Origin of the sequence: Virgibacillus sp. 6R, from assembly GCF_001895305.1 — a bacterium.
In the GTDB taxonomy this organism is placed as follows: Bacteria; Bacillota; Bacilli; order Bacillales; family Amphibacillaceae; genus Virgibacillus; species Virgibacillus pantothenticus.
The window spans coordinates 1,898,241-1,913,033 of the sequence record NZ_CP017762.1; the positions used below are offsets into that span (position 1 = coordinate 1,898,241).

At 37.9% G+C, this 14,793-nt stretch carries 15 protein-coding genes and 1 pseudogene; 6 read left to right on the forward strand and 10 right to left on the reverse strand.

What is annotated here, in order from left to right; genetic code table 11:
* Nucleotides 1-95 precede the first annotated feature (95 nt).
* The 3 genes from BKP57_RS08640 to BKP57_RS08650 all read right to left on the reverse strand — a co-directional run bounded on the left by BKP57_RS08640 (nt 96) and on the right by BKP57_RS08650 (nt 2,518).
* The gene (locus tag BKP57_RS08640) at nt 96-608 is read right to left on the reverse strand and encodes a YwhD family protein (RefSeq protein WP_050350933.1); all 513 of its coding nucleotides are present in this window, start codon (nt 606-608) and stop codon (nt 96-98) included.
* Nucleotides 609-714: 106 nt separating this feature from the next.
* Nucleotides 715-1,209 carry a YwgA family protein gene (locus BKP57_RS08645; RefSeq protein ID WP_050350932.1) on the reverse strand — a complete coding sequence of 165 codons (495 nt, stop codon included), beginning with the start codon at nt 1,207-1,209 and terminating at the stop codon, nt 715-717.
* Nucleotides 1,199-2,518, reverse strand: a complete 1,320-nt coding sequence (locus tag BKP57_RS08650; protein ID WP_050350931.1) for an HD domain-containing protein — start codon at nt 2,516-2,518, stop codon at nt 1,199-1,201. Before BKP57_RS08650 ends, BKP57_RS08645 begins: the two co-directional genes overlap by 11 nt.
* A gap of 292 nt (nt 2,519-2,810) precedes the next feature.
* Between BKP57_RS08650 and BKP57_RS08655 the strand changes: the two genes are divergently transcribed.
* Nucleotides 2,811-3,671, forward strand: a complete 861-nt coding sequence (locus BKP57_RS08655; RefSeq protein ID WP_050350930.1) for a lipoate--protein ligase family protein — start codon at nt 2,811-2,813, stop codon at nt 3,669-3,671.
* Between the two features lie 655 nt (nt 3,672-4,326).
* Here the strand turns inward: BKP57_RS08655 and pta are convergent.
* Nucleotides 4,327-5,295: a phosphate acetyltransferase gene (gene pta / locus BKP57_RS08660; protein WP_072741358.1), complete on the reverse strand. Its 969-nt coding sequence runs from the start codon at nt 5,293-5,295 to the stop codon at nt 4,327-4,329.
* Nucleotides 5,296-5,755: 460 nt separating this feature from the next.
* Between pta and hemQ the strand changes: the two genes are divergently transcribed.
* From hemQ to BKP57_RS08685, 5 genes and pseudogenes are all read left to right on the forward strand, one after another.
* A complete protein-coding gene (gene hemQ / locus BKP57_RS08665) occupies nt 5,756-6,502 on the forward strand; it encodes a hydrogen peroxide-dependent heme synthase (protein ID WP_170875221.1) in 747 nt (248 codons plus the stop codon).
* Nucleotides 6,503-7,120: 618 nt separating this feature from the next.
* Nucleotides 7,121-7,974, forward strand: a pseudogene (locus tag BKP57_RS23420) (SDR family oxidoreductase).
* Nucleotides 7,975-8,134: 160 nt separating this feature from the next.
* Nucleotides 8,135-8,560, forward strand: a complete 426-nt coding sequence (locus BKP57_RS08675; RefSeq protein WP_050350928.1) for a cell wall hydrolase — start codon at nt 8,135-8,137, stop codon at nt 8,558-8,560.
* A 32-nt stretch (nt 8,561-8,592) separates the two neighbouring features.
* Nucleotides 8,593-9,060 carry a spore coat protein GerQ gene (gerQ, locus tag BKP57_RS08680; RefSeq protein ID WP_050350927.1) on the forward strand — a complete coding sequence of 156 codons (468 nt, stop codon included), beginning with the start codon at nt 8,593-8,595 and terminating at the stop codon, nt 9,058-9,060.
* Between the two features lie 343 nt (nt 9,061-9,403).
* On the forward strand, nt 9,404-9,661 hold the full coding sequence (locus tag BKP57_RS08685; protein WP_050350926.1) for a hypothetical protein: 258 nt from the start codon (nt 9,404-9,406) through the stop codon (nt 9,659-9,661).
* 96 nt (nt 9,662-9,757) lie between these two features.
* On the opposite strand, the gene BKP57_RS08690 is transcribed toward BKP57_RS08685, so the two are convergent.
* The 6 genes from BKP57_RS08690 to coxB all read right to left on the reverse strand — a co-directional run bounded on the left by BKP57_RS08690 (nt 9,758) and on the right by coxB (nt 14,383).
* On the reverse strand, nt 9,758-10,126 hold the full coding sequence (locus BKP57_RS08690) for a DUF423 domain-containing protein (RefSeq protein ID WP_050350925.1): 369 nt from the start codon (nt 10,124-10,126) through the stop codon (nt 9,758-9,760).
* A 64-nt stretch (nt 10,127-10,190) separates the two neighbouring features.
* A complete protein-coding gene (locus BKP57_RS08695) occupies nt 10,191-10,496 on the reverse strand; it encodes a YwdI family protein (protein ID WP_050350924.1) in 306 nt (101 codons plus the stop codon).
* Nucleotides 10,497-10,899: 403 nt separating this feature from the next.
* Entirely contained in the window at nt 10,900-11,037 is a 138-nt protein-coding gene (locus tag BKP57_RS22020) for a hypothetical protein (RefSeq protein WP_156875302.1), read from the reverse strand.
* 148 nt (nt 11,038-11,185) lie between these two features.
* Nucleotides 11,186-11,761, reverse strand: coding sequence for a cytochrome c oxidase subunit 3 (locus BKP57_RS08700; RefSeq protein WP_050350923.1), 576 nt, complete (start codon nt 11,759-11,761; stop codon nt 11,186-11,188).
* The gene (ctaD, locus tag BKP57_RS08705; protein ID WP_083547225.1) at nt 11,754-13,673 is read right to left on the reverse strand and encodes a cytochrome c oxidase subunit I; all 1,920 of its coding nucleotides are present in this window, start codon (nt 13,671-13,673) and stop codon (nt 11,754-11,756) included. Before ctaD ends, BKP57_RS08700 begins: the two co-directional genes overlap by 8 nt.
* A gap of 26 nt (nt 13,674-13,699) precedes the next feature.
* The gene (gene coxB, locus BKP57_RS08710) at nt 13,700-14,383 is read right to left on the reverse strand and encodes a cytochrome c oxidase subunit II (protein ID WP_050350921.1); all 684 of its coding nucleotides are present in this window, start codon (nt 14,381-14,383) and stop codon (nt 13,700-13,702) included.
* Between the last annotated feature and the right edge of the window lie 410 nt (nt 14,384-14,793).

Here is a 14,793-nt window from a genome sequence, read left to right on the forward strand (position 1 = left end):
CAAACTTCCTTCATAAAGTACAAGGAAAAATCGAAATGTTCATAACAAAGTCACAAAATGTTCATAATTTATATTTTCACGAAAAGTTAACCAACTTATACCGACAATGCGGATTTCAATTCGTCTGTCGAGTTTTCCCACATATCTCGATCAAAGTCTACCAGAAAGTCCTTCAGCAGCTTCTTGGAATGATCGTCCATATGGTCGACAACAATCTTTCCCTTTAAGGATTGCTCCATATGCTTTACATGCTCAGGCATTGATTTATAGGCTCGTTTTATTGAACGATCCACACGCAGTTCACTACCAGCCACACCAGCAAAATAAGCCCCGTTTTCATTACGCGCTACATTAACCCAAACAATCCAGTATAATTTTCCATTTGGAACTTCGCTTTTATCTGAAAGATACTTTACCCGACGTTCAATATCACTTCTAGCATGCATCGCTGCCATATCAACATAAGCCTTATTTTCATTTGGATCTACAATGACAGACGACATATTCTCCAAGCTAATGGAGCCATAGCCATAACCGCCATGACCATCTGTTGAATCGTCTTTAATAATCGTAAATTTATTTTTGTTTGAAGACTGATCGGAATTCATTCCGAGACCCTCCTTCTCATTCATTATGGTTTTGATTGTAGCATAGTCCAAAACTGCTTCCCATGATTCTGCTTCTTTACAGTAAAGTGAAACGATGGAAAAGTACTTATTGGCGAATCTGGTCAATAAAGGAAATCGCTTCTTGAATTTCCTCTTCCGTATATTTTTGTTTCGGCTTCACTGTATGAACTTTAGTTATGGATTCTTCTAGTGACAAATCGTCAAAATACAACATCGTTGCGACTAATTCTAAAAATCGTGAGCTTTTTTCCTGCATCGCTGATACTTGAGAAGAAAAATCGGGCATATCCATTTTGAATTGCTCCAAAAAAGCTTGTCCATCTTCTGTAATTGAATAGCGATACTGATGATAATTACTTCTGTCTTCTTTTTCTTCTTTAATAAAACCTAAATTACAAAGCTCTTCTACCCGTAGCGTTAACTCCTCTGAATATGGCCCATAAAAATGAAATGCATACTTCTCCTCAAAGGGCATATGGCACTTTTGCAAAATATAAATCATTTTTTGCAGCTTTTTCCTACCTGTTACTTCATTCGCTACTGCAAAAAACTGCATTAGTTTCGCATGATTAGTTAACATGTTTTACCTCTCCCTGACCAATTAATATTTCTTTCATCCGTTGTTTCTTGCTTTTATCAGATACCTTTTCTAATAAATCATGTGGATAATATAGCTTGTGATCGGTTCGTTTTTTACCTGAAATAGCTTCAACGATATCCGATTGCCGGGATAATTCACGCAGTTCTCCATTTGGCATTAATAAGTGAATTGGTAACCGCTCTTCTTCTTCACCAGGACGGTAAAAATCATAAGGCAAATCAGAAGAAGAATCGACGACTAAATAATAATCCGGATCTATCTGTACCTCCGTAAACAGCCTATGCAGTTCCATCCATGCATTCATTTGTGAATTTGGATTAAACTCCACATATTTAAATAGTCTTCGATTCATAAATCGCTCACAGAGATCACGAAGAATCTTATCCTCTTCTTGCTGCCAAAGCTGGAAATAATACGATACAATTCCCTCATCCAATTTCAAATAATCCTCTAATTTCACTTTCCCTATAAAGAAAGATTCAAAATGCGTTGGCTGTAATTTAAACGTATATGCAGGATCTTCATATAATACTTTTGCTCGTTGCAATATTTTACAAAGAATCACTTCTGCACTTCGTGTAACCGGATGGAAATAAACTTGCCAATACATTTGATATCGACTCATAATATAATCCTCAACGGCATGCATTCCTGTCGCCTTAATCACAACTTGATCTTCCATTGGACGCATGACACGAAGAATTCTTTCCATATCAAAATGGCCGTAACTAACTCCTGTAAAGTAAGCATCTCGTTGTAAATAATCCATTCGATCTGCATCAATTTGGCTGGAAATTAAACTTACTACTAATTGATCCTGGTATGTCTTAGCTATCACATCGGCTACCTTCTGCGCAAAGCCCTTCTCTACTCGTTCTAAAATGGCATTCACTTCTGTATGCCCTAAAATGATTTGTTGTGTATAATGTTCATGATCCAGCTTAAATACCTTTTCAAAGGAATGGGAGAACGGCCCATGACCCAAATCATGTAATAAAGCTGCACATAAACAAAGAAGGCGCTCCTCTTTATTCCAATGTGGACGTCCTTCAAAGTTTGTCAGTATTCTTCGTACAATTTCATAAACGCCCAGTGAGTGATTAAAGCGACTATGCTCGGCTCCGTGAAAGGTTAAATTAGTAGTACCTAATTGCTTAATTCTTCGTAGTCTTTGAAATTCAGGGGTTGCAATTAAGTCCCAAATCACGCGATCTCTCACATGGACGTATCGATGTACCGGGTCTTTGAACACCTTTTCTTCGTGAAGTTGCTCATGCTTATATTCCATGTATTTTCATCCGTTTCTTTTCGACGATTTCTTTTTATTATATAATAGATAGGCTGAAGAAAAAAGGGTAAAAGTAAACATATGACGTGGGCGACTATTTCATTTCTTTGGTCATAACTATCACATTTCCTACTGACAAGCAGTAAACAGCATCGGGTCAAATGCTTCAGATAAAGTGAAATTCATTTAGTATGTGAAACTTTACGATACATTGCATCGGGACAGTCTTAAGCGATGTGTTCCACTATAAAACATGATACGTTACTAGCGTATAAAGAAAGTCAGGTGCTTTATGGAAAACTGGAAAAACTTGATAGCCCAAACAACTTTTCGTTATATAGATCATTCAAGCACAAAGATATTTGATCAAGAAGCTTATACAGCCCTTCACTCATTTGCAATTGATGATGCCCTTGCATTATCAGTTAGTGACCAATTATCTCCCCCAACCATGAGGCTATGGGTGCACTCTAATACAATTGTACTCGGAATTCCCGATGCAAAACTGCCTTATATCAACGAAGGTGTACAGCAATTACAGCAAGCTGGGTTTCACGTTGTTATTCGGAACTCTGGCGGACTTGCAGTTGCTTTAGATAATGGTGTATTAAATATTTCCCTTATTTTCCCTGATGTCAAAAAATTATCCATTCATGAAGGATATGAAGCGATGGTCAGCTTTGTCCAATACATGTTAAGAGATTTGACAGCTGATATTAAAGCCTATGAAATTGTTCACTCTTATTGTCCCGGGGATTATGATTTAAGTATTAACGGGAAAAAATTTGCTGGAATATCACAGCGTCGTGTAAAGGATGGTGCAGCGGTTCAAATCTATCTAGATGTGGAAGGAAATAGTTACAAACGAGCAAGCGTCATTAGAGACTTTTATATGACTAGCAAAAAAGGTGAACCAACCAAGTTTAGTTACCCAATGGTGGATCCAAACGTAATGAGCTCTTTATCAGAGTTGCTACAAACTCCCCTAACGGTAAAAGATATAAAGATAAGAGCGATGAACGCATTATTAGAGGTTTGTGAACATGTTATCGAGAAAGATTTTACGCAAACGGAATATGCTCATTATCGAAAACGGTTAGCACAGATGAAAAAGCGTAACGAACCAATTATTTTAGGGATAGAAGATAGTTAGAGATCCTTTCTGCATGACAAAACCTAAAAAAGTTCATCTTCTCCTGCTACAGGCTAGTGGTAGCAAGGCACCCGTATTTTCACTAAGCTAAGCATCTGTTCTTCCATCAGGTCTTAACAATAGACAGATCCACCCCATTTTACATCTTATCTGCTCTCGGCCAAAGCTTTGCAACCAACGAACAAAGGCGCGGGGCGCCCGTTTAGCAACGTAGCGAATGGAACGAATCAACTAAAGATTTAGGAATCATGCCACTAAAACCAGGGGTATGCCGACGCCTGAGCGGCAAGCCCGTTTTTAGTCGGCCTTCCCCTTAGCGACGAACCGATGAGGCCTTATCGTAGGGCGATTCGTGAAGTCGCCTAGTTGCTGGGCTCATGCGCCGGACGTGGCTAGTCGGTTATTTTCGTTATCCTCAAGCACCTAATTTTATACTTTTGTATGAAAAAGAACTCTATTTAGCACTCTCTAACTCATATATTTTAGACAGTATTTTAAGAATCTAAACATTATAAAGCAAAAGTTTTTCATGATAGATGGTGGCTCGCGCTCTAGGCGAGCCATGCTGGTTTCTTATCTTTTTTAAAATTAAATTCGCCCTTTATAGCCAAACTCGTGAAAGAGTTCACTATAAAGGGCATAAACCTTGCTTCGATTAAGCTTGTGCTGCTGTAATTAACGCTAAATTATAGACATCTTCAGCGTTACATCCGCGCGACAAATCATTTACGGGCTTATTTAAGCCTTGTAAAATCGGACCAACTGCTTCAAACCCACCTAAGCGTTGAGCAATTTTATAGCCAATATTCCCTGCTTCCAGACTTGGAAAAATAAATACATTAGCATCTCCTTGCAATACTGCGCCAGGAGCTTTTTTCTTAGCTACACTCGGTACAAACGCAGCATCAAATTGGAATTCACCATCAATAACTAGTGATGGATTCTTTTCTTTAGCAATATTCAGTGCTTCTACGACACGCTCTGTTTCTTCTGATTTCGCTGATCCCTTTGTAGAAAAGCTTAACATAGCAACACGTGGGTCTACATCAAATAGCTTCGCAGTATTTGCACTTTCGACTGCAATTTCTGCTAGATCTTGACTATCGGGTGCGATATTAATTGCACAATCTGCAAACACATATTTTTCATCGCCGCGAACCATGATAAATACACCTGATGTCTTTTTTACTCCTTCTTTTGTTTTAATGATTTGTAAAGCAGGTCTAACTGTGTCTGCTGTAGAATGGGTAGCTCCACTTACAAGACCGTCCGCCTGATTCATATAAACAAGCATCGTGCCAAAGTAGTTTTCATCTAAAAGTATTTTTTGCGCATCCTCTTTTGTCGCTTTCCCTTTACGACGTTCCACAAATGTTTCCACCATTAAATCAAATTCGGCAAACTCTTTCGGATCAATAATTTTACATGGTGAAACATCTACGCCTGCCTCTTGCGCTTTCTGCTTTATCTCGGCCTTATCACCAAGAAGAATTGGCACTAACACCTCAGAAGCAGCCAGTTGACTTGCAGCAGTCAATATACGTTCATCTGTCCCCTCTGGGAAGACAATAGATTTAGATTGGCTCGAAACTTTTTCTTGCATTTGTTTAAATAATTCACTCACTGTTGACAAACCTCCTAAATGGTTATACTTAAATAGTAGATGATTTTACAAGCAAATGAAAGTATTTCTCTTTTCTATCGCTTATTTTTTGACATTCTCATGACAATTATCAACCTAACTGCTTGTTAGGAGTCTATATCATGCTTAATATGCCTTATTTATGCTATAGTAAAGGCAGAATTGCATCATTTGTCATGTTTATCCATACATGTAGCTCGCAGGAAACCCTTTTCTTCCTCCCTCTACAAGGGGAATTTTAAGAAGATAAACGGAGAAGCAACTGCAAGTAAACGGTGCGAAGGCCTTTAGGTAGTAAACATCAGTGGGGATAAAGAAAACTCTCCCTGATGGAAGATTTTCTTTATGTATTACCGCTCAAGAAGAAATATACGATATAAGCTTGCTTCGTTTGCTTTTTGAGTAAGTTCTTAATGATTTCATAAATAAAGGGGAGATTATAATGGTAGAAGCAGTAGAAACGATGGATGGCTGGTATAGCCTGCACGATTTCCGAACAGTAGATTGGAACTCATGGAAATTGGTCAGTGAAGAAGAACGACAAGAAGCTATTGCTAGCTTACAGCAAATGATTACTCAATGGGAAGAAGTGGAATTAGCTAAAAATGGCAGCCATGCACTATATAATATTGTTGGACAAAAAGCTGATTTGATGTTTATGTTCCTGCGTCCAACTACTAACGAATTAGCAGCGATTGAAAATGAACTGAATAAATCAAAAATGGGTGAATTCTTAATTCCTGCTCATTCTTATTTTTCTGTAGTTGAATTATCAAAATATCGCCCTTATAAAGAAGAACACCCCGAATTAATTCCCGAAGTTGCAGAACGACTCAAACCGATTCTTCCTAAATGGGAGCATGTCTGTTTTTATCCTATGGATCGACGCCGTCACGGTGAAGAAAACTGGTATACATTAGAAAAAGATGTACGCGGCAAATTGTTGTATGAACATAGTATGACCGGCCGCAAATATGCAGGAAAGGTTTCCCAAATCATTACTGGTTCCATTGGACTCGATGATTGGGAATGGGGCGTTACATTATTCGCTCATGATCCTCTACAATTCAAAAAAATTGTATATGAAATGCGATTCGATGAGGTTAGCTCTAAATACGGAGAGTTTGGAGAATTCTTTGTTGGTAACCATCTTGCCAACAAAGATATTGTACCTTTTTTTGAAATATAGTTAATTTGGATATGATAACCTATTGGTAACTAAGAAACGCCCTGTTATGTGATGATTTATCACATAACAGGGCGTTTCTCTTTAGCAAATATGAGAATAATAGGGTTTCATAGCGCGGAGTAGTGTGAAACGGAGATCGTCTTCTAATAACAGGCATGAGCCAACTTTCATTAAGATATTTCATTCGTACTTTCTTCTCTGTTCCTCCAATTAATAACCAACCCACTTCACTGTTAAATAAAGTGAATCTTCAATCATTGAAGTTTTCATTTATCCCCCACTCATTGTTAGTAGCCCAAGGGGTATGACCTACAGGACGCTTACGAAATAAAGCATTTAAGCGCTGTTATCTACCACCTAGACTTGTTGCAGCACAGATACCCAATTCCTGAAGTGGGAGTATTACAGCACCTTATATACGGGATAAAACTTCCGATTACTTTCATTGTACGTTATTTATTTAAAAATGAAGCATGAATACTTAGCTCTACTATCTTCACATCCGCAGAGGGCCTCTATGCATACATTAGTAAAGCAAGCAGGAAAAGAAAGAAAAGAGGTTATATTATGATGAAAAAAGACAGATCCATCATCAGCTTTCTTCTGAACAGCATTTATATGAAATTCCAACTCCAACATTGGTTTGAAGAAAATAAACAAACACATCCATATCCTATGTATCCGAATGATGGTAAAACCCCACGCTATGAAGAAATACCTTCAAGTAACCCTGAAGCAACGTCAGTTAATTCATCCTGGTCAAGAAGAATTCATGGTATCTAAACTATTATTGAGAACACCCCAATTATCAAAGAAGGGGAAAATGTTGCAATTGCTTACTTGAACGAGCACAACGATGCCACCCCAAACAAGCCGACGAATAGAAGCACATGGTCAATCTTGCCAGCTACTCCTAGAGGTGAGAAACAACAATGCAAGCGATCGTAGAGAAGACGACCAATACGTTCGGTCAAATAGATATACTTTGCAATAATGTGGGGATACAATTTCAGCAAAATGAACTGCTCAGTATTACTGTCGAACAATTTGACCACACCTTTAAAGTAATATTTGTTTGCATTTTTATACAACAAAAGCAGCCCTGCCGTACTTAACAGCAGGCAGCTCTATTATTGGTACTATATATCAGTCGTTACGTATTCAGGTGAATCATTATTAATCGACTATTCAGCAACCAAAGGAACGATCGTCGGATGAACCAAACTATTGACAAAAAGCCTGATTGAACGAGGAATTCGCGTCAAAGCTGTAGCTCCCAGGAAAATTTGGACACCATTAATTCCAGCAAGTTTTTCTGCAGATTTAAATGCATTACATGGATCCAGCTTATATCAACGCATAGGACAGCCATTCGAACTTGCACCAACATATGTTACTTTGCATCTGATGATTCACGATTTGTTACTGGCCAAGTTTTACATGTTGATGCAGGAGAATCGGTACACTCCTAATTCTGATACTAAAACTAGTTTAAAAACGGAAGCCAATTTTAATTTAGGCAAAAAGTTTTTTGGAAAATTTTTCTGCCTAAATTTTTTATTACACATATTCCTAACCAGTTTTTCATACATATACTAATACAACCAGATTAGACGGAAATGAGGAATGCAAATGGCGCTTGTAGCACATACGGAGAAAGATATAGAGTTATTAGCAAGACTAATGCGAGCAGAAGCAGAAGGTGATGGTCAATTAGGGATGTTAATGGTTGGAAATACCGGAATTAACCGAGTGATTGCTAATTGTCTAGATTTTATTGGAATAACAACAATTAGCGATATGGTATTTCAAAGCCCAGGGGGGTTTGAAGCAACCCAAAAAGGTTATTTTTATCAGCGAGCAAGAGAACAGGAGAAGCGCTTAGCGCGTAGAGTTATTCAAGGTGAACGACAACACCCTGCCACAAATTCCTTATGGTTTTTTGAGCCTGAAGGAAGCTGCCCTGCTCAATGGTATGGACAGTGGAATGTAGGACGCTATAAATCACATTGCTTTTATAATCCATTAGCGTCAGAGTGTCCTAACGTTTATCGATGAATAAATTAACAAATAAAAAGGAGGTTTTTTTTATGAGTGACAATCAAAATAGTCGTCAGCATATAAGCTCGTACCAGCCATATCCTTACTATTATTATCCAGCAGCTTCATCTGCTTATTATCCCATGTACCCGATGCGGCAGCAGCCAACCAATCAACCTTATCAACAATCACAAACACAACCTTACCCACCTGCAGCAGGTAGTACAATTCAGAACCAACCCATGCTGCCTGAGCAACAATCCTACATTGAAAACATATTACGATTAAACCGCGGCAAAGAAGCAACTGTCTATATGACGTTTGAAAATAATGAACAGTGGAATGCTAAAGTTTTTCGTGGAATTATTGAAGCAGCAGGTCGGGACCATATTGTACTTAGCGATCCTCAAACAGGAAAGAGATACTTATTACTTATGGTATACCTTGATTATATTGTCTTTGATGAGGAACTAAATTATGCTTATCCTTTTGATAATACTTCCTATTCACCACGATAAGTCCTTTCATTTTCAGCATTAAATAATGGTGATGATAACCTGAAAAGCGCATATGCTCGTTTCGTAGAGACACCTATGGGTATCATTTTATCCCCCACATGTAGCCGGCAATAAGATCTGCTCTTATACCAAAGTAAATGTAGGAGGATAAGTACTAGAGTCTAACTGCAAGTCAACAGCTCTGTTTATTTAGAATCATTAGGAACCGAAAGAAAACCCCATCCATTGAAGATTCACTTTAGGAACGAGAACTAAATAAAGGGATGACACATAATTCCTTTGTGTCATCCCTTGTTTTTCATCTGATATAGCATTAAAGTAAGCAAAAAGAGAGGCGAATATAATGAAACACCCTTATGAAAAATTCATTCTAGTTGAGCTAATATCATTGGGTGCTGCAATTCCTTTTGCAATATTTGCTTTAATTAAAGGCTACACTATTGTTGTTATTATATGCCTATTTTTGCTTGCAACCAGTCTTATTTGTGATAGCTTAATCCAATGGAACCTGTACCAATCGCTTTCTTCACATGTAATAAAACAGGCAGGGCGCGCACTACTGCTTGCTATATTCGCTATTTTTTTCCTGTTCCATCTATAAACATGAATTTGTGTTCCAAAAGGAATCTAAGCCCTGAAGTTAGGCAGAGTCCGAGATCAGATGTCATTTTCCAAAACGTATCTATGAAAAGCTATTTTAAACATGCTTCACAATAAATGATCCTAAAAGTATCCAGCCTATTAAAAATGCCACCCCTCCAAGAGGAGTAATCATGGCAAAGGTTTTAACCGCTGTTGTAGAGTAAATATAAAGGCTGCCAGAAAACAATAAAATTCCAATAAAGAACATCCACCCTGCCCATATTACACCAACACTATGTATCTTCATCATTAATAAACCAGTTACAAATAATGCCATGGTATGAAACATCTGATAGTTTACTGCTTTTTCCCAGGTAGCAATAGCACTCTTCGAAATCTTCCCCTCTAAACCGTGTGCACCAAATGCCCCTAAAGCAACTGCCAAAAACCCGTTAATAGCACCTAACAGTAAAAATAATTTCATGCTCTCCCTCTTTTCTCATGAAGTGCTTTTGTAGAAATAAGCGGACCTATTACTGTGATTTATCCTAAAAATCAAATAGTGAATCACCATTTGCTTCTTCATGATCTATTTTAGATTGCTGTCTAGATTCCTGCTGCTTGATTTTTTCCGCACCTTTTTCTCCAAGCATCATTTTCATTTCTGCCATAGATATTTGGTTCTTATCTTGCATTTCCGCGACTGCTTTTGATGGCTCATTAAGAAGCAAATCACATAATAAACGTATATGACGAACATGCTGATGCAAGATCGCCTCGTTTTCGGCATTGCTTTTTGCTGCATGCAATTCTTCTAGCATTTTTTTAATGACGGTCGTATTTGTTACAGCCACTACACTTGCTCCTAACTTTGAAGTATATATTTCTATTATAAAAGGAGTTTACATTAAAAACAAACCAACTTGCTCCGAAGCAACAGAACGTTTTTTACGATGCTGACAATGGTGAACTTCGGCGATTTTACTGTAAACTCAAGCGAATTCGGTGTGAACTTCGGCGATTTTCTATTTCTTACTTATTAAAAATAGAATAGAAGCTACATAAGCAAAAGAGAAATTGGTCATCAACAGTCCATTTTCATGACGCATGCGTTATGCACTTCTTTGTTTGTTAGGAAAAGTCCATCCCCCCACCTATATTAGAGTGAAAATAAAAAGTCCTGGTACTTGGCAGGACTTGTTTCTTTTCATTCCTATTTTTCACCCTATCAACTCGAACTAATAGCTTATCTTTTTATTATGCATTTAGCATTTTCTTGGGTTTTTCCTCCAAATAACGATTATACACCCATTGCAAAAACAATATTTCATTATCAAGCAGTTGCCTACCTAACCTACTTTCTGTATTCTTACATAACTGTAAAAAGGTTACCATACGATCGAGAATCCCCCTATCGAGCTGATATTTCCTTCCATTGTAACGTGCTTTTAGTAGAAGCGCAATAACTTTTTAGTTAATAGGCAGAATTTACAGATAACTACCTAATTTGACATATTAGATTCTCGCTAAACCGACATTATTTTTATACTAAATACGGCAAATAGACAATAAGTATAATAAACACCCATATGCCGTCCACAAAATGCCAGTAGTACGAAAAAATGGTTTGTTTTTCTTTATATAAGGAGTACGACACGTTAGGTCGAACATAATGAATAAATAAAACAATCATCCAACCGATACCAAAAGCAACATGCACTGCATGCAACCCTACAAGAACATAAAAAGAAGATAAGAAAACACTCGTACTTAATCCATAGCCCTCTTGCACAAAAGTATAAAATTCATAGCTTTCTAAGCCTAGAAAAACAATGGCGAGACCTAAAGTTAGTCCAAGGCTTAATAACGTTTTCTTGCCCCTCCTTGCTTGTATCCCTTTTTCGGCTACATATAATGTCACACTGCTGGATAGGAGGAATAAGGAAGAGAGCAATACCATTTTCGCTTGAAATACATCGGAAGGGTATGGACCACTTCCTGCAGGAGTAAAAATCATATACGTGGCAAACAAAACAGCAAACATTACTGCTTCCACACCTAAATAGATAAAGAAGCCTACTTTTTTATCTTGAAATAATTCTGTTTCCTGTTTACGCATGACCATCACTCTTTCCATAAAAATCTTCTCGTTCATCTGTCATTGAACGTAAAACAAGCAATGCAAACAGCACGACGCCTCCTAGGATGGCTAACCAATACCAACGAAATGTTAACCCAGTACTAACAATGAATAAGCTCATCGCTATACAAAATGGTTGGATGGAATCACGATCTAACGGCTTCACTCGTACGTTTGTCGTTGTCGGAAGTGATTTATTCTTTACTTTTGCATACCAATATGCATCCATACTATGAATCACTGGCATTGGTTCAAAAGTGTACTCTGGGGCTGGTGAAGAGACCGTCCACTCCAGCGTTCTCCCATCCCAAGGATCACTTGAAACCTGCTCTTTCTTTTTATGGGTTTTATATACATTCCAAATCATAAACAGCATGCTGATCCCCATTAGAAATGCTCCAACTGTACTTATTGCATTTAATATGAAAATACCGTCTGCTTCACTGTACGTATATACACGTCGCGGCATACCTTCTAGCCCGGTAATATGCATTGGGAAAAATGTGATATGATATCCGATCAAAAATGTCCAAAAATGCCATTTACCTAATTTTTCATCCAGCATATAGCCAGTTATTTTAGGATACCAATAATATAATCCGGCAAATACACCAAGGATGGTAGAGGCAATAATGACATAATGAAAATGAGCAACGACAAAATGAGTATCATGAAATTGAAAATCTGCTGCTGATAAAGATAACATGACCCCTGTAACACCACCAATAACAAAAGAGGGTATAAACCCTAACGCAAATAGCATTGGTGTTGTGAAATGAATAACGCCGCCACGCATCGTAAATAACCAGTTAAATACTTTAATCCCGGTAGGAATTGCAATTGCCATGGTAGTGATAGCAAAAAAGGTGTTCACTACTGGACCAAGCCCGACCGTAAACATATGATGTACCCAAACCATAAAGCCTAAAAAACCAATAAGTCCAATGGAAGCGACCATTGTTCCATATCCAAAAATACGTTTTTTAGAGAAAGTGGAAATGATATCTGAAAAAATACCAAACGCAGGTAATGCTAAAATATACACTTCCGGGTGACCAAATATCCAAAATAGATGCTGCCAAAAAACAGGGTCTCCTTCATTCCCGGAGAAAAACCCAGTGCCAAAAAGTCGGTCAAACATCAATAAGTATAAAGCAATCGCCAGCACCGTAAATGCAATTAAGATGAGAAAAGACGTAATTAACGACGCCCAAGCGAACAACGGCATACGTGTATAAGACATACCTGGTGCGCGGTGACGTATGATCGTGACAATTAGATTTAACGCTGTGAATATGGTTCCTAAACCAGATATTTGTAAACCAAACACGTAAAATTCCGTTCCGGCGCCTGGCGTAAATTCGGCTCTTGATAACGGAGCATAGCCTGTCCATCCTACTTCTGGCGTCAGATTAATAAAGAAAGCGATATTAAAAAATAATGAACCAGCGAAAAACAACCAAAAACCTAATGCATTTAGGAACGGAAAAGCTAAATCTCTAGCTCCAATTTGTAATGGTACCGCAATATTCATTAAGCCAAGCAGCAATGGCATTGCTACAAAGAATATCATCAACGTCCCGTGTGTTGTAAACAATTCGTTATATTTTTCCCCTTGAAAAACCCAAAAATCATTGTTGGGAACTGCAAGCTGTGTACGAATAAGTAAAGCATCCACACCGGCGCGAAAGAAATAAATAATTCCAAAAAGCAAATAGAGTATACCTATTTTACGATGATTGGTTGTTTTCATATAATCCCAAACAACCCCTAACTTTCGCTTTTTAATAATGATATAGCCAGCTACTATACCGATGAGGATTACGGACACCCAAGCAGCTATAATATCTGTTGGTATTACCAGTTTATACCCAAACACGGACAGCTTCATGATGTCATCACCTTTCATTTCTTCTATTATTGATGGAGATATTGCGCATATGCCTGTTTAGATACAACTTCAACCTTAAACGTCATATCTGCATGACCTAGACCGCAATATTCCGCACATTTTCCTTGATACGTACCTCTTTGTGGATGTTTGATTTCATACGTCAATTCTTTTCCAGGCATGACATCCACTTTTCCACCTAATTCCGGCACCCAAAAGGAATGGATAACATCCTCGGATCTTAAATTCAAGATGATCGACTCACCTTCTGGAATAACTAACTTGTCCATTTCTTCTTTTCCATTTTTATGACGAAACATCCAATTAAACTGTTTGCCCGTTACATCAATCGCAACCCCTGTATCATCACTTTCTTTCGTCCATTCTGGCGATTGGTCATATGTAATCGCTAGTGTAGGGACAGCCAAAATAATTAACAATAAAACCGGGATGATTATCCAGGTTATTTCCAATTTGATATTCCCTTTTACATCTTTTGGCAAATCATGTTTTCTGCTATCAGTATAACGATATTTCCATACAAAACGAGCAAATAAAATAAATACTGTAACGACAACAATCATCATGATCCAGAAGCTAAACGTAATTAAAAACGCCTGTTCACTTGCTGTTTCACTCTTTGGTTCAAGCACAGTAATATTACATCCTGTCAAAAGCAGCAATAGTGGTAACAAAAATATTTTTTTCATCGCTCTCACCTTTTCCTAATTGTTTAGCAGGAGGTGGTTTGCATCATCCGTAAGCGTTACCGCATCACCTTCTAAGCCCCCTAACCGAGTAACGTGTTTGCTAATCTGTCCATACACTCCTGAAACGCTAAACTATGAAGTCACTTTCACAACAACCAATTAATATTTTCATAACATTGATTGTTTTCCCTACGTAGATCATAAATTAAACATTATTCTGTACTTCATTTTTAAATTACGGCACGTATAATGGTTCTACTAGATTGACCACTCTCACTAAGACCCCTATGGAAGAACAAAGGCGTAGGGCGCCCGTTTAGCAACGTAGCGAATGGAACGAATCAACTAAAGATAAAGGAATCATGCCACTAAAAACAGGGGTATGCCGACGTCGGGCGGCAAGCCGTTTT

Coding starts and splice junctions, on each gene's coding strand:
- BKP57_RS08690 (WP_050350925.1), bottom strand. CDS start 10,126: ATGAAATTATTTTTACTGTTAGGTGCTATTAACGGGTTTTTGGCAGTT.
- BKP57_RS08675 (WP_050350928.1), top strand. CDS start 8,135: ATGGCGCTTGTAGCACATACGGAGAAAGATATAGAGTTATTAGCAAGA.
- gerQ (WP_050350927.1), top strand. CDS start 8,593: ATGAGTGACAATCAAAATAGTCGTCAGCATATAAGCTCGTACCAGCCA.
- BKP57_RS08700 (WP_050350923.1), bottom strand. CDS start 11,761: ATGCGTAAACAGGAAACAGAATTATTTCAAGATAAAAAAGTAGGCTTC.
- BKP57_RS08650 (WP_050350931.1), bottom strand. CDS start 2,518: ATGGAATATAAGCATGAGCAACTTCACGAAGAAAAGGTGTTCAAAGAC.
- BKP57_RS08645 (WP_050350932.1), bottom strand. CDS start 1,209: ATGTTAACTAATCATGCGAAACTAATGCAGTTTTTTGCAGTAGCGAAT.
- ctaD (WP_083547225.1), bottom strand. CDS start 13,673: ATGAAGCTGTCCGTGTTTGGGTATAAACTGGTAATACCAACAGATATT.
- BKP57_RS08640 (WP_050350933.1), bottom strand. CDS start 608: ATGAATTCCGATCAGTCTTCAAACAAAAATAAATTTACGATTATTAAA.
- BKP57_RS22020 (WP_156875302.1), bottom strand. CDS start 11,037: ATGGTAACCTTTTTACAGTTATGTAAGAATACAGAAAGTAGGTTAGGT.
- BKP57_RS08685 (WP_050350926.1), top strand. CDS start 9,404: ATGAAACACCCTTATGAAAAATTCATTCTAGTTGAGCTAATATCATTG.
- BKP57_RS08655 (WP_050350930.1), top strand. CDS start 2,811: ATGGAAAACTGGAAAAACTTGATAGCCCAAACAACTTTTCGTTATATA.
- coxB (WP_050350921.1), bottom strand. CDS start 14,383: ATGAAAAAAATATTTTTGTTACCACTATTGCTGCTTTTGACAGGATGT.
- hemQ (WP_170875221.1), top strand. CDS start 5,756: ATGGTAGAAGCAGTAGAAACGATGGATGGCTGGTATAGCCTGCACGAT.